Annotated in this window: 14 protein-coding genes; 6 read left to right on the top strand and 8 right to left on the bottom strand. The window is 47.7% G+C overall.

Translation table 11 applies throughout. The annotated features are described in order from the left end of the window. Positions 1 to 2,367, bottom strand: coding sequence for a fibronectin type III domain-containing protein (locus A1sIIB142_RS05660; protein WP_223299186.1), 2,367 nt, complete (start codon positions 2,365 to 2,367; stop codon positions 1 to 3). Between the two features lie 44 nt (positions 2,368 to 2,411). On the opposite strand from A1sIIB142_RS05660, the gene A1sIIB142_RS05655 reads away from it, so the two are divergent. Further along, positions 2,412 to 2,663, top strand: coding sequence for a glutaredoxin family protein (locus A1sIIB142_RS05655; RefSeq protein ID WP_095693973.1), 252 nt, complete (start codon positions 2,412 to 2,414; stop codon positions 2,661 to 2,663). Here A1sIIB142_RS05655 and A1sIIB142_RS05650 read toward each other — a convergent pair. The 4 genes from A1sIIB142_RS05650 to A1sIIB142_RS05635 are packed head-to-tail and all read right to left on the bottom strand — an operon-like array spanning position 2,626 to position 8,377. Then, positions 2,626 to 4,275: a DNA repair helicase XPB gene (locus tag A1sIIB142_RS05650; RefSeq protein ID WP_095685037.1), complete on the bottom strand. Its 1,650-nt coding sequence runs from the start codon at positions 4,273 to 4,275 to the stop codon at positions 2,626 to 2,628. The genes A1sIIB142_RS05655 and A1sIIB142_RS05650 overlap by 38 nt on opposite strands. Continuing rightward, entirely contained in the window at positions 4,272 to 5,372 is a 1,101-nt protein-coding gene (locus A1sIIB142_RS05645) for a M20/M25/M40 family metallo-hydrolase (protein ID WP_223299185.1), read from the bottom strand. The genes A1sIIB142_RS05650 and A1sIIB142_RS05645 overlap by 4 nt, the downstream gene beginning before the upstream one ends. Beyond that, positions 5,369 to 7,570 (bottom strand): helicase-associated domain-containing protein, encoded by a 2,202-nt coding sequence (locus tag A1sIIB142_RS05640; RefSeq protein WP_095693972.1) that lies wholly within the window; start codon positions 7,568 to 7,570, stop codon positions 5,369 to 5,371. The genes A1sIIB142_RS05645 and A1sIIB142_RS05640 overlap by 4 nt, the downstream gene beginning before the upstream one ends. A 45-nt stretch (positions 7,571 to 7,615) precedes the next feature. Further along, positions 7,616 to 8,377: an HAD family hydrolase gene (locus A1sIIB142_RS05635; protein ID WP_095675279.1), complete on the bottom strand. Its 762-nt coding sequence runs from the start codon at positions 8,375 to 8,377 to the stop codon at positions 7,616 to 7,618. Between the two features lie 51 nt (positions 8,378 to 8,428). On the opposite strand from A1sIIB142_RS05635, the gene A1sIIB142_RS05630 reads away from it, so the two are divergent. From A1sIIB142_RS05630 to ccsB, 5 genes are read left to right on the top strand one after another with little or no spacing between them, the layout of a single operon-like run. Next, positions 8,429 to 9,049, top strand: a complete 621-nt coding sequence (locus tag A1sIIB142_RS05630; protein WP_095693971.1) for a histidine phosphatase family protein — start codon at positions 8,429 to 8,431, stop codon at positions 9,047 to 9,049. 1 nt (position 9,050) lies between these two features. Next, on the top strand, positions 9,051 to 9,587 hold the full coding sequence (locus A1sIIB142_RS05625) for a TlpA family protein disulfide reductase (protein ID WP_095675277.1): 537 nt from the start codon (positions 9,051 to 9,053) through the stop codon (positions 9,585 to 9,587). Further along, positions 9,584 to 10,309 (top strand): cytochrome c biogenesis CcdA family protein, encoded by a 726-nt coding sequence (locus tag A1sIIB142_RS05620; protein WP_095693970.1) that lies wholly within the window; start codon positions 9,584 to 9,586, stop codon positions 10,307 to 10,309. The genes A1sIIB142_RS05625 and A1sIIB142_RS05620 overlap by 4 nt, the downstream gene beginning before the upstream one ends. Further along, positions 10,309 to 11,775: a cytochrome c biogenesis protein ResB gene (gene resB, locus A1sIIB142_RS05615; RefSeq protein ID WP_095693969.1), complete on the top strand. Its 1,467-nt coding sequence runs from the start codon at positions 10,309 to 10,311 to the stop codon at positions 11,773 to 11,775. Before A1sIIB142_RS05620 ends, resB begins: the two co-directional genes overlap by 1 nt. Then, positions 11,775 to 12,689 carry a c-type cytochrome biogenesis protein CcsB gene (gene ccsB, locus A1sIIB142_RS05610; protein ID WP_095693968.1) on the top strand — a complete coding sequence of 305 codons (915 nt, stop codon included), beginning with the start codon at positions 11,775 to 11,777 and terminating at the stop codon, positions 12,687 to 12,689. Before resB ends, ccsB begins: the two co-directional genes overlap by 1 nt. Positions 12,690 to 12,695: 6 nt before the next feature. Here the strand turns inward: ccsB and A1sIIB142_RS05605 are convergent, their stop codons facing one another. Genes A1sIIB142_RS05605 through A1sIIB142_RS05595 form a run of 3 tightly spaced genes read right to left on the bottom strand, consistent with a single transcriptional unit; the run spans position 12,696 to position 14,912 of the window. Continuing rightward, positions 12,696 to 12,959 carry a PLD nuclease N-terminal domain-containing protein gene (locus tag A1sIIB142_RS05605; protein WP_095675273.1) on the bottom strand — a complete coding sequence of 88 codons (264 nt, stop codon included), beginning with the start codon at positions 12,957 to 12,959 and terminating at the stop codon, positions 12,696 to 12,698. A gap of 17 nt (positions 12,960 to 12,976) precedes the next feature. Beyond that, positions 12,977 to 13,822, bottom strand: coding sequence for a 1,4-dihydroxy-2-naphthoate polyprenyltransferase (locus tag A1sIIB142_RS05600; RefSeq protein ID WP_095693967.1), 846 nt, complete (start codon positions 13,820 to 13,822; stop codon positions 12,977 to 12,979). Further along, entirely contained in the window at positions 13,818 to 14,912 is a 1,095-nt protein-coding gene (locus A1sIIB142_RS05595) for an AMP-binding protein (protein ID WP_095693966.1), read from the bottom strand. The genes A1sIIB142_RS05600 and A1sIIB142_RS05595 overlap by 5 nt, the downstream gene beginning before the upstream one ends. Between the last annotated feature and the right edge of the window lie 20 nt (positions 14,913 to 14,932).

Below are 14,932 nucleotides of genomic sequence, written 5' to 3'. Positions count from 1 at the left end.
CTAGGGACGAAACATCGAGAGCTGGCCTTTATAGCCGGCAACTAAATATCGAACTCCATTTACGACAACCCAGGCTGAGGAAATTCCAGCTGAGTTTTCCTCGGTAGAGACTAACTTAATGGTTGGCGTGCTCTTTGAATGATCTAGAACGCATAACCTCTGAGCGCAATTAAATGCTGTTGCGTTGCCATCTGTATTAAGGAATTTACTTGGGGCACCAAAGTTTTCAGGGGTAACCACATTTTGTTCAGGAGTGCTCGCTAGTGTGCTCCAACGAATTCGATTAGGGCTCGGCATCGTTGCCGGACTTGCAATCATCCAACTAGCACTGATTCCCTTAAGAGTCTTTGCAATAGAAATATCGTAGCCAGTCATCGGAGTAAAGGACCCGGAAGCATCGAGGTTGTAATAACTCCAAGGCACAGTGGATAGTGTGTCGCGTGAAGCAACCCGCACTTCACCTGATGTTGCTTCTTTGCGCTGATTAATTGTGAGAACAGAGTCATAAACTACAAAGGTCTTCTTGCCATCAAAGATAGCCTTGAGGTGGAATGCCACATCGCCTGTGCTGCGGCCATCAGTCTTACGATCACCATCGACTAACTCATAGCTCCATTTCGTTGCACTCTTTAGCTTTGATGCGCCAAGGAGAATGCCTTGGCTCTCATCACGATAGAAGACTTGAATTCCGGCTGCTGTTGCAACGCAGGCGCTTGAAACGCTGACATCACTTGCAGTGCGCACACGAATTGGATCTTTGTAGTCATTTACGGCAGTGCCATTTCCATCGATGATTTCATAGGTAAATGACTTGCCGTCATAACGTGCATAGCGCAGATCTCGATCTACCTTTTCGGAGTAGAAGATATGCAGAGTTTGACTCGTTCCTGATCCATTCACACATGTTGAAATTGGACTGGTGATTGGGTGTTTAGTGCGCGGAGTGCTTCCACCTGCGCCATCAATCGTGAGCTTCCTCCAACTCTTACCTTCCCAAGTAGCAATCTTCAGACGCCCACTATTGGAATCGGTATAGAGTAGAGTGGGTTTTCTATTGAAGTTAATGCTGGTCACATTCGTAGCATCAGATGAATCATCGATCACAAATCGCTTCCATGCTGCGGTCGGGGCAACTGGTGCGGTAATCACGGCATCAGAAGTTCCATTGGAATTTGAAGCCACAATGCTGAAGGGATAACTGGTGCCATTCTTAAGGCCAGTAAAGGTTATCGGGGATGACATTCCACTTATCACTTGATCTGTCTTGAGGTTACGGACCGAGTAACTAGTAATTTGCGCGGATCGGGCATTCGCTGGTGGGTCGAAGGTAACAATGACAGCGCCATCAGAGATCAGCGCCGCTGCATTTCTTACAGCTTGCGGAATTCCAACAGCCACACCCACCGGAGGCTTGCGACGCATATCTTCCATCATGGCAAGTAGAAGCGGGCCTGGTTCACGGAAGACTTCACCGGCATCAAGATTCGGTGTCATGATGCGATTGAGTTCAGATTTTGAATAAGTCTCTTCATCTAAATGGCTGACAGAAGATCCTTCTTCATATCGCACAGGTGTATAAAGAAGTGGTTTCACACCGCCGTTGGCTGCTATTCCAAGGGCGCCAGACCACACAAGAGTTGATGTCAGTGCTTTGCCGAGTTCAACTGATGGCGAAGGAAGGTCGGCAAGTCTTCGACCATCCGGTAACTGTGCATATGCATCATATGGTGTGGGTTGTTCAATAGTTCCATACCCAAAGAATTTGTCGTAGGAATCAGTTGAGAGAAAACCTAGGCCATGTCCCATTTCGTGCAAGAAGACAGATTGGAGATCGTATTCATTAACTCGCGGAGTGCCATCGTTTCGAGTATTCCAACCCGCAGCTGAATTCACTTGGATAACCATCTCTGGATTTTCAGAATCTAAATCTTTGCCAGCCAGAGCATTGGCAAGAGCCGATGGATACCAAAGACTGGGATCAGGTGCGCCATCAAAGCCGGAATAGTAATTTCCTGGTCGCGCGCTCCCCAGAACACCGTTGGCTGCAACACGATTCCAGGTTGCCTCGATAGTAATTGGAACACTCGACTTAAAATTAGCTCCCCATATATCTACTGCTGCTTGTAAATCCTTCTTCGCCCATTCTGGAAAATTCTGATAGGTAACGAGAAACTTTGACTTTTGTTCTAAATACGCAACCTTTGGCGAACGAGTCTGCGCCTTAGTAAGTGAGGGCCCAGCGTAGATGTATCCCCATGAAGTAGATGGTGCGACCTTGAAATTATTAAGAGCATAAGACTGAACTGGAGCAAGGAGGGAGAGAGCAAGAGTGAAGATTGTGAGAGCGCAGGCTGCTGTGCGTTTCATGCCTCTCATAGCGCCCAACGCTATCAGGATGCGAGAATGCAGTCATGGTCACAGTCACGGTTTATTCACGCCAAGGCTGTCATCTCTGTGAAATTGCGGAGAAAACACTTGAAGATTTGCGAAAAGAGTTAGTTTTTACTTTGGAAACACTTTATATCGATGGTAACGCCGAGCTTGAAAAACTATATGGAACAGAGGTTCCAGTCATTCATATCAATGGCGAGCACCACGATTTCTACAGAGTAGATCCGGTGAGATTTAGAACTTGCCTTGAAAAATATCGTCAGCATCAATAATTCGGTATGAATAACCTTGCTCCGCTAAGAAACGTTGGCGGTTTTGAGCAAAGTCTTGATCAATAGTGTCTCGTGAAACCACTGAATAAAATATTGCCCCACGACCATCTGCCTTAGGTCGCAAAATTCGCCCTAAACGTTGTGCTTCCTCTTGGCGAGAACCAAAGGCTCCGGAAACCTGAATAGCAATTGTTGCCTCTGGTAGATCAATAGAAAAGTTTGCAACCTTTGAGACAACAAGACAGGTAATTTCACCGGTGCGAAATGCCGCAAATAAACGTTCCCGTTCTTTCTGCGGTGTTTCACCTTTAATCACCGGAACTCCAAGAGTTTCTGATAAATCATCGAGTTGATCCAGATACTGACCAATCACAAGAATCTGCTCATTGGCATGGTGAGCCACAATCTCTTCGACAACATTTCGCTTGGTTCGAGTAGTTGCGCAATATCGGTAACGTTCTTCTGGCTCGGCAGTTGCATAGGCAAGGCGCTCGGCTTCGGTGAGATTTACTCTCACCTCAATACATTCAGCTGGTGCGATATAACCCTGGGCCTCAATCTCTTTCCAAGGAACATCAAAACGCTTAGGACCGATGAGTGAGAAGACTTCACCCTCCATGCCATCTTCCCGGACAAGAGTTGCAGTCAGGCCTAACCGTCTGCGCGATTGAATATCGGCTGTGAAACGAAAGATTGGCGCAGGAAGTAGATGCACTTCGTCATAGATGATCAGCCCCCAGTCGTGAGTATCAAAGAGGTCAAGGTGGGCATAGACACCGTTCTTCTTCTTTGTCATCACTTGGTATGTGGCAATTGTTACTGGGCGAATCTCTTTCTTTGAGCCAGAGTATTCGCCAATCTCATCATCATTAAGGGTTGTGCGCTTAAGTAATTCAGAGCGCCATTGACGGGCAGCAATGGTGTTGGTGACAAGAATTAGAGTTGTCGCCTTCGCATGCGCCATTGCAGCAGCGCCCACAATCGTCTTTCCAGCTCCACACGGAAGAACTACAACACCTGAACCACCATGCCAAAATCCTTCGGCGGCATGCTCTTGGTATTGGCGAATCTTCCAGCCATCTTGCTTGAGCGCAATCTCATGTGCTTGGCCATCGACATAGCCAGCAAAATCTTCGGCTGGCCAGCCAAGGCGCAGAAGTGATTGCTTGATCTGACCGCGTTGGCTGGGGTGAACGGCAATTGTTTCATTATCAATTCTTATACCAAGTAGCGGAGCGATCTTCTTTGCACGAATTACTTCTTCTAGCACTCCAACGTCAGTGGTGGCAAGGATAAGTCCATGAACGGGGTCAGCTTCTAGTCGCAGGCGACCATAGCGAGACATCGTTTCGGCAACATCAACAAGTAGTGAATGAGGAACTGCATAGCGCGAATACTTAATCAGAGTATCAATTACTAGCTCTGCATCGTGTCCAGCAGCGCGTGCATTCCAGAGTCCAAGATTGGTTAAGCGGTAGGTATGAATATGTTCAGGGGAGCGCTCTAACTCCGCAAAAGGTGCAATCGCACGTCTGCACTCAGTAGAAAGTATGTGGTCAACATCAAGAAGAAGTGTTTTATCGCTCTGGACGATTAATGGGCCATCGCTCATGAGAGTAAATCCTTAATAAAGGCATGCAGGAAATCACTGCGAGGTTGCATGGAGGAAATACTGACCCATTCATGTGGTGCATGGGCACCGCCACCGACGGCACCAAGTCCATCTAGAACTTGCGCACCAGCTGCTGCAGCAAAGTTTCCATCACTAGCCCCACCTACTTCTGCCGAACCTAAAGCAGGCATTCCCATTGCTGCCGCAACTTTCTCGGCTCGCTCGTAGAGTGCTTTGGTAGAAGTGGGTTGTAGTGGGGGACGATTCAGCCCGCCAGTAACTTCAATGCGAGCGCTGGGATTTTCGGCAACGAGCGTACGAATCTCGCGATCAATCCTTTCAAGTTCTGATTGTGAAAATGAGCGGGCATCAATATCAAGTGTCGCTAAATCAGGAACGGTATTTGTTGTATTTCCGGAGCTGAGCAGAGTTGGCACAACTGTGGTTCCGTGTTCACTATTTTCCAGAGCGGAAAGCTTAAGAATTAAATGAGCAATCTCAGTAGTGGAGTTGACTCCCTTTTCAGGTTCAAGGCCAGCATGAGATGCCAGGCCATGAACTGCAATCTGATACATCGCAGTTCCTTTCCGACCTGTCTTCACCTTTCCATCAAGTGATGCTTCAAGTACTAGAACTGCCTTCGCCTTTGAGGAGACTTCTTTAATCAAAGCTTTTGAGCAATGACTTCCGGTCTCTTCATCGGTAGTTGCAATGAGGGCAACCGAGCCTTCAATTCCCTTAAGGGCATAGAGTGCTTGAATAAATCCAGCCTTCATATCAAATGTGCCAGGCCCGCGCAGAACATCACCCTTGATCTCCCAGATAGGTTGATAGGAACCAATCGGCCAGACGGTGTCGAGGTGAGCAAGAATGACCACATCAGGTGATTCTGCGCCCCACCAAAAAACAGGTCGACCTTCAATTTCTTTTATCTGTGCTGGAACACCGAGTACGCGTGTGGCAATATCACTGGCAAGTGTGACAACCGACCGACATGCACCAAGATCATCGCTGGGTGATTCACAGCGAACAAGTGCTTCTAGGGCGGCCAACATAGGCTCAAGTCTGCCGTATTGGGCCACCTTCTCGCTTGTCATAGCGCAGCCACCCCTGTGATTCGAGCGATTCTAAAGGTCTGCACTTCACCAGTGGCGTGATCTCGCGCGACTAGCGAGCCGGCAGAGAGTTTTAAGGGATCAATAATGCGGTGAGAAACGAGGCCATTGTTATCGGCATAGCCAATAGAGAGCGATGTTGATGGTTGATTCTGCAAGTAATCACTTAAGAGTTCGAGGGTTTCATTTGCAGTTGTGCGAGGAAGTGAACCCAACGCCTCTGTTGCAATATTGCGCATGGTGCTCTGCTTACGACTTGATTTCTCACCGGTGCGAAGCGCTCGCAAAGCTCCTTGAATATGAATTTCATCGGGGCGATCAATTTCACCGATAATTCTTGGAGGCCGTGCCTTACTTTGCGCTCGTTGAATTCGCGGGCCGCTCAAAAGAAGGCCGCGAGAATCTTCTGCTGCAGGCAAGTAGCCACAACTGCGCAACACATTCATCGTCTCTGCTGCATCGTGGCCACAAATAAGTACTTCAGGTGCAATCTTGCGCAGGCCCAAGATCTCAAGTCGCTTATCTCCCATGATTTGGGTAATGAGAGCTGAATCTTCGCAACGAATAAATGAAGCGGTATTTCCCACACGCAATTTTCCATGTTTCTTGGCAACATCGGCGATTAAGTACTCAAGTGGTTGCGGCATAGGAGTTTTAGATGTCTTGGCTAGGAATTTAGTAATTTCCTCACCAGTGCGTCCATGATCGAGTCCTCTGCGAATCGAGCTTTCCGAGAATCGATAGACAGTTGCACCACCCCGTGATTCCACATCTGCAATCAGGGCTAAATCTTGCGCTACTTCATGTTCTAGTGGCCCTGGTGCGATTGCGGTGTTATCACTCTGAATAAGTATGTGATCAACAGGCTGTGGCAGATCTGTATTAATCGATTCATTGTCGCCACCCTGCAAGAAATCAATACCGTATGCGGAGATAACTCCTTGGCCGGTAATTCCCAGCCATTCGGCTTCGCGCAGCGTCCATGTCACGTAATCGAGTTGCAGCCCACCAGAGCGTTTACTCGGTGCCAGCCACTGCGCAGATTGATGTAGTGAATCTAAATCTGGAGCGATAGCAGAATTTTCACTAAGCAGTTGCAAAACCAATCGTCTGGTGGCCACAGCCATTGAACGATCTAACTCGGGCCCTAGTGGTGCAACATTCTTCTGTCCCTCTTTGCCAACAAGACCTGACATTCGTGATGAGATATACCAAGCAGATGCCAGTGATTGCCAACGCACAGAAACACTCTGGGTAAGCCAGATATCAAATTGGTGAGTAGGCAATATTTTGTCATCCGGATCAATTGTGAGCAGCCCTGCAAGATATGAAACTTCTGCAACAAATGCCGCACACGTTTCATCGACACCTAAATGAGCCGATAGCTCCTTTAGTTCTCGCACACCTAAGCCACCAGAACGAAGGGCGGTGGCAGGCTCTTGCGCCCAAAAATTCAATACTTCTTCTGTCCAGCGAAGGAAGGTGGTGATATTTGCAATCGCAGCTAGTTGCACATTACGCAGATCACGGGAAGTGCCAGTAACTGAGGGCTGAACGTTTTCAAGTTGGCGATGAACTTTATTTCCACGCAAGTACAGCGCTACTTCGCGCGGCATAACAACGGTTTGTTGATTAAATGCAATCAGAAACTTTTCATCTAATAACCACTGAACACCAGCAGATGGCTTCTTCAGATCACTGATGGCACCGCGTGGTGGTCCCCAGAGCATGGCATCAAGAACTTTCTTTGCTGCATCCGGTGCTTCTTCTAATTTCTTTAACTTAAGAGTTCCAAGAGATGCGGGGCCGAGTCCAGCAATTTCATTTCCGAGCACTTCCCGCAGCGTTGATGGCACGCGAAGACCATCTTTATCCTGATAGATCAGACCTCGATCAATTAGCCCAGGCAGAACAAAGAGGGCAGACTTTTCTGTGACCGAAGCAATTTCCTTTTCCGTAAATGGTTCATTCATCACGGCACACGCTTCAAGAACCTGGAGCTGCCACTTGTTTAGTCCATCAACTGCGCGGGCAAGACTGGGTGCAGAAGATGCACGCACTGCCAGGCTTGCGATATCTGGTGGAACCGGAGTGATCAGATCAGGACGATATGAAAATATGGCGATGAGCGCGGCATCATCGAGTGCGCGTAGGTAATCGGCGTAAGAACGAATTTCCATAACCTGCCAACGATAGCCGTTAGTGCCGTTGATGTGCCAATCGAGTTAGCGTTTGCGAGGAGAGAGCAGGGTTGCAAGGGCAGCAAGTCTGCTGACAGCTGGCCCAAGTAAACGGTTGACGAATCGAGCTCTACGAAAATCGTGAATTGGCCATCCTTCTGCAAGTGCGCGAATACGAAGAATCGCATCAGGGTTTATTGCGCAAGGGTGGCCCACCGCTTGCAACAAAGGAATGTCGTTGTGGCTATCTGAGTATGAATAGCAATCCTGGAGGATAAATCCATGTTCGTCTGAAAGTCTTTGTATTGCTTTTGCCTTCTCTATTCCGTGCAGAAGTTTTCCTTCTAGTTCACCGGTGTAGACACCATTTTTAATACTTGCCTTACTGCCAAGTGCTCCTGTTAATCCGAGACGTTGAGCGATGATGTCTGCCATATCTTGAGGCGCCGCAGTTACCAACCAAACTTCTTCACCGCGATCTAGATGAGATTTTGCAATCTCAAATGTTCCTTGCCACAATTTTGGTGAGACGAATTCATCGTAAATCTCTTCTCCAACTTTTTTAATCTCTTCAACTTTATGGCCACCGATAAAATCAGTAGCCGCATTTTGGAACTTTTCAATTACTTCCTTCTTTTCCGTACCTGTCATGCGAAAACGTAGGTTGGCGACCACGAATCGAGAGATATCGGCTTTTGTGAAGAAGCCGCGCTGGTACATGCCTCGTCCGAGAAAGTAGAGGGTGGACCCTCGCACGAGGGTGTTATCTACATCGAAAAAGGCGGCTCGATTTGCTGTGAGTGCCATGTCACTACCCTAGCGATACGCGGTAGAAATAGACGCTTTATGATTAGGGGCATGAGTTCGATTGTCCACGTTATCCGTCATGGTGAAGTGGAGAATCCTGAAAAAATTCTCTATGGCCGCCAACCCGGATGGCGACTGTCACAGCGCGGGCAAGAGATGGCGCAGGTGATTGGTGATTGGTCTAAGTCAATTGATCTCGGCGCAGTACATGCCTCACCGCTACAGCGTGCGCAAGAAACAGCGACACCAATTGCGCGGGCACACTCACTTGATATCACTACAGATGAAAAATTGATTGAAGCGGCCAACATATTTGAAGGTAAGAAATTCGAACTTGGTAGCGGAGTTCTTAGACACCCATCATCATGGAAACATCTGGTTAATCCCTGGAAACCATCATGGGGTGAACCTTATGAAGAGCAAATTTCACGGATGTTAGCTGCTGTTTTTCAAGCACGAGATGCTGCGCAAGGTAAAGATGCAATTGTTGTCTCACATCAACTACCTATCTGGATTCTCAGAAGTGCCATTGAGGGGCGAAGACTGATTCACGACCCACGCAAGCGCCAGTGCACATTGGCATCGGTGACTAGCGTTCACTTTGATGACGAGGGAATGATTTCTGGAACCTCCTACTCCGAACCAGCAAAGCATCTTTTGCCACAGAAATAAAATGAAAAAATTTATTCCGGTAGTTATGGCGCTCTTGCTGTTGGTGGGATGCAGCAATGGTGGTGCATCGAAAGCGGAAGAGAGTTACATCTCTGGCGATGGAGCGGTTACATTTATCAACTCTAGTGATCGCATTCCTGCCCCGGCAATTTCAGGAATGACCTTACTTGGAACCAATTACACGTATTCAGTAGGTAAGGTCGGCATAGTTAATGTGTGGGCTTCTTGGTGCTCACCATGTAGAGCTGAAGAGCCGGCGCTCTCCGCACTTGCAACCATGTATCCAGAAGTGGCATTTATCGGGATATTAACGCGTGATAATCCAGTCAATGCTGAAGCATTTGTGCGAAAGCGAAACATTCCGTACCCCACCTTGATCGATGACTCAATTCTCATTGGGTTTAGAAAATCGCTGCCCGCTAATGCAATTCCCTCAACAGTTGTCATTGATAAACAAGGAAATGTCGCCGCACGCATATCGGGTGCCGTCACAGTCTCATCCTTGAAGGATTTAATAGAAAAGGTTTTGGCAGAATGACCGATTTTATAGTTAATCAGATTATGAGTGGATTTTTGCTGACCGCTATGCCACTAGCAATATTGGCAGGAGTGGTCTCATTTATATCTCCGTGCGTTCTACCTCTTGTGCCTGGCTACCTCGCCTTCGCTGCCGGCTTTTCGAATTCTCGTGGGAAAGTGCTTCTTGGCTCACTCCTATTTGTGGCTGGGTTTAGCGCACTCTTTATCTCTTACGGTGCTCTGTTCGGAGCACTTGGCTCGCGCGTTGCAACCAATGAAGAGTTAATAACCCGGGTACTTGGCATATTCACCATTCTTATGGGGCTCATTTTTCTTGGACTATTTCCTATGATGCCAACTCTTAAACCAAAGATTTCTACTACTGGTGGACTTATTGGCGCACCACTACTCGGATTCCTCTTCGGTGTTGGCTGGACGCCATGCATTGGCCCAGCCCTTGCCACGGTACAGACCTTAGCTTTTCAAGAATCAAGTGCGGTACGCGGTGCGATTCTTTCGTTGGGCTATTGCCTTGGTCTTGGAATTCCGTTTATTGCCACCGGCCTGTATTTAGATAAATCTCAATCTTTGCGAAAATTCATGGTGCGAAGAGGTGACTTAATTACAAAGTTTGGTGGTTCGCTTCTTATTGTGATTGGCGTGCTGCAACTGCTGGGATTCTGGTCAGATCTCATGATTTCCCTACGTTCACTTATCTCAGATTTTAGTCCGGTGATCTAATGACAGAACAGAGAGAGTTACCAGAGTTAGGCTTTGTGGCTTTATCTAGATACGCATGGCGACAGCTGACAAGCATGCGCACCGCGTTAATTCTTCTCATGCTGATGGGAGTAGCGGCAATACCTGGCTCATTAATTCCGCAAAGACCAATAAACCCAATGGCCGTCCGTGATTTCTTTAGTAGCAATCCCGAGCTCGCTCGTTGGTATGACCGAGCATCACTTTTTGAGGTCTATGCCTCACCGTGGTTTAGTGCAATTTACATACTTCTTTTTATCTCACTCATTGGTTGCGTACTTCCACGTTCAGTTGAACACTACAAAGCAATGCTGGCAAAACCTCCTGCGACTCCTAAGAATTTAGCTCGACTTGCGCATTACGAAAACTTTTCAACCACACCGGGCGCTCTTGAGCGTGCGAGCACTTGGTTTAGAAAGAATAGATTTCGATTTCGAGTTGAGGAGAATTCAATCTCAGCAGAGAAAGGCTATCTGCGAGAAACTGGAAACCTACTCTTTCATCTCTCCTTAATCTTAATCTTGATAGGAGTCAGCTTCGGCTCGCTCTTCGGTATGAATGGTTATGCCATTGTGAACGTGGGAGAACGATTTATCAATGTTCCAACAACGTATGACTCTCTCTCATTTGGAAAACTTAAGAGCGACAATTCTTTGCAACCTTTTCAAATTAATGTTGATAAATTTGATGCCAAATATGATCCAAGGACAAGTGCCCCGCTTGATTACACCGCCTGGGTGACGGTCACAGACGAAGGCAAAACTCGGAAGCAGACAATTAAGGTCAATAAGCCACTCACCTTTGGAAACGCTCGTGTATATCTGCAGGCAAATGGGTATAGCCCAGTAGTCACAGTGCGCGATGAACTTAAGAACGTTGTATTTCAAGGCCCCGTGCCATTTCTGCCGCAAGATGGAAACTTACGATCTATTGGCGCAATCAAGGTTCCAGATGTGCAACCTTCCATTGGCTTCGTTGCCTCATTTGTTCCCACCAATGCCCGAACAACTTCACAGGGTGCGGTATCTATCTATCCAGAGTTACTTGATCCGAAACTACTCTTTTCTATCTGGGAAGGTGACCTCGGACTAGATTCCGGAGTACCTCAATCTGTTTACAAAATTGATACATCTACCTTGAAGCAGATTGGCCTTGGTTCAGTTAAGCCGGGTGATACATATAACTATCCTGGTGGCTCCATCACACTGGAGACCGTTCTTCCATGGGTCAATTTGCAGGTAGTGCAAGATCCCGGAAAGAGTTATGCGCTCATCGGCGCTATTCTTGCCATCGCAGGACTACTTACTTCCCTTTACGGTCGTCGTCGCAGAATCTGGATTCGCGTGACAGATAGTGGAGTTGAAGTTGCAGGGCTGGCAAAAAATAGTGCGCCAGGTCTTGAAGTAGAAGTTGATAAGTTTATTTCGTTTGTTAAGGGAGAGCGGTAATGCAGACTACGTGGGCCTATATCTCTAACTACTTCGTTTACTCTGCAATGGCAGTTTTCACCTTTTCATTTATCGCACATGCATTTGAAACTGCTTTTGCCGTGCGCACACCGGAGAATGCAGATTCAACAGCTGGAAATCTTCTGGTAAAAACTTTAGATTACAAGCGCACGGAAAAAACTGCCCGTATCGCGACAGCCCTGATGATCTTGGGATTCGTTTTATTACTCGCAGGCGTTGTCTCTCGTGGGATTTCTGCCAAGCATGTCCCATGGGGAAATATGTATGAGTTCTCAATCACCGGAGCACTTGCATTTACCGGCGCTTACTTAATTGCGTTGCGAAAGCACGATCTTCGTTGGCTTGGACTCTTTGTATCAATCTCTGTTCTTCTCACACTTGGCACAGCAGTCACGCTGTTATATCGCGATAGCTCACCACTTGTTCCTGCGTTGAAGTCACCATGGCTTGTTATCCATGTAATTGCCGCAATTGTCTCTGGTGGAGTCTTCTTACTTGCAAATGTAGTCGCAGGTGCTTATCTCTATCTTGAAAGAGTTGAAGTGAGAGGCGCACGTCCTGCTTGGTTGCAACGAGTACCGAGCCTTGAAGTTCTGGATCAACTTTCCTATCGCCTGGTTGCATTTGTATTTCCACTCTGGACATTTTCTGTCATTGCCGGCGCCATCTGGGCAGAAGCTGCTTGGGGTCGTTACTGGGGTTGGGATCCAAAAGAAACCTGGGCATTTATCACCTGGGTTGCATATGCCGCTTACTTACATGCACGTGTAACTGTTGGTTGGCGCGGACGCCGAGCTGCCTGGCTCTGTATCTTTGCCGGCTCTACATTCTTATTTAATTACGTATATGTCAACGTGTGGGGAACTGGAAAACACACTTACTCTGGGCTGTAGAAGTTTCTATATCCTGCGCAAGAAATCTGGGTCATCATCAGGAGGCAAGATTCGCTTCTGTGGCTTTCGCTTAGGCAGGTTCTTCAATGGGTTTCTTCCAATAACCAAATAGGCAATCGGACCAAAAATTCCAGTCAAGAGAATAATGATTAACCAGCCCCACTTAGGCAATTTCTGAATTTGCGTTTCATCCCGACGAGCACAATCAATAAAGGTGTAGAGAGTCAGTGCCACAGACAAAATCAGTAAGAGACCTGTCAATTTAATCATGCTCCAATTGTAATCACCTAGAGTGCTAACGAGCCAGCAAAGGTTATCGCAAAGAGAAGTTGTAACTTACCCGTGCTCCCCAGAAGCGGAATTAGCTGGCTCCCTGTTGCTCCCTGCAGCACCTTTTTGGATATGAAATACGCCATAGGAACGGTGATGAGAGTCAAGAGAACCCAGATATGTCCGGTCAGGGCGGCAAAGATATAGGCAGATACCAGCAAGAGCACGAAAAATATTCTTGAGCCGCGATCACCTAAGCGCACCGCAAGTGTTCGCTTTCCAACTAACTCATCTTGTGCGCGGTCGCGAATGTTATTTATTGCAAGCAGAGCACACGAAAGTGAGCCCATCGGAACGGAGGCGGCAAATGAAACCCAGTTAATTTCTAAGGTCTGCACGTAATAGCTTCCCATCGTTGCAACAACTCCGAAGAAGATAAAGACAGACATCTCACCTAAACCTTTATAACCATAGGGATTGCTTCCACCGGTGTAACCCCATGCAGCTGCGATTGCTGCGATCCCCAGAAGAATGACCCACCACGATGACAGCGCTGCCAAAGCAATACCAGCGATAGATGCAGCTGCAAATGAGAGTATCGCTGCCCGCTTAACAGATTCAGCTGGTGCTAGACCTGATGCGGTTAATCGAATGGGGCCAATGCGATTGTCATCTGTTCCACGAATGCCATCTGAGTAATCATTTGAATAATTGACGGCAACTTGAAGACAGAGGCTGACAGTCAGTGCGAGAAGTGCTTGCACTGGTTTGAAATCTGCGCCTGCCAAAACAGTGGCAACGAGAACAGGGGCGATAGCTGCAGGTAGCGTGCGCGGACGGGCACCTTGAATCCAAATATTAATGGGTACTCTCCTGGTGCAACTCGGCTAACTTCTTGCGATCTACCTTACCGATACCAATCAGGGGCAACTCTGCAAGGGCTAAAAATCCTCGCGGTTTTGCAACAACTCCAAATTCCTCAACTAAGAATTCTGTAATTTCTTTCTCATTGGCTGCCACATCACCGGCAATAGCAAGATGTAGCGCATCGCCCCATTCAGAATTTTTCACTCCGAAAGCGGCGAAGGTAAGTGCTGGATATCTGTTCTGTAGAAAGCGTTCAACAGCGCTGATGGAGATGTTTACGCCGCCACAGATCAGAACGTCATCGACCCTACCTTCAACAATTAGTTTGCCGTCTTCTAACTTTCCGAAATCAGAAGTGAAGAACCACCCGTCATGCATTTCTTGCTTCCACAGCGACTCAGCACCGATGTAGCTAGTTGCAAGGACTGATCCTTTAATTGCAATTCTGTTTTCTTCCACAATCTTTACTTCAACTCCAGCTAGCACCTGACCGTTATAGACACAGCCTCCGCACGTTTCAGTCATACCGTAAGTAGTAACAATGTTGATGCCGGCAGCAGTAGCTTCTTTTCTGAGCTCATCAGATAAAGCGGCGCCACCGACGAGCACAGCTTTTGCATCTACTAGATGCTTCAGTAAGTTCGAATCTGCCTTCAGTGCACGAAATAAGTGGGTGGGAACAATTGCTGTGAAATCTACTTGAGGATATGGCCCTTGATGTTTTCGCAGATCAACAGGTTCAGTTCCGAGCTCGAGGCAGCGGATCAGCACATTAATGCCTGCGATATGAGTTGCCGGCAGTAGCAGCGACCAGGTATCACCGGGGGATGCAGCTAAAAATTTATTTGACCCTTGGGCAGATGAAACAAGTGCTGCTGCCGAAAGCCCGACCTCTTTTGCTACCCCAGAACTTCCGGTGGTAGCAACTACAAGGCTGATGTCATCGCCGACAATGCTGGTAGCGCTCTGCCCAAGAGAAAGTGCTGGGCCCTGTGATGCCAAAGCTTCTGCCAGGCGTGCCATTAACTCGCGCACACTCCACTCGGGATTGGCTGCGACAAGTTCTCGTTGTGCGTTCTGCTCCATTGCCCGCGTAGGCTATCGCT

Source organism: Candidatus Planktophila versatilis (assembly GCF_002288345.1).
Taxonomy (GTDB): domain Bacteria; phylum Actinomycetota; class Actinomycetes; order Nanopelagicales; family Nanopelagicaceae; genus Planktophila; species Planktophila versatilis_A.
The sequence above is the reverse complement of the archived record's forward strand: the minus strand, read 5'-3'. Positions and strand labels throughout refer to the sequence as shown.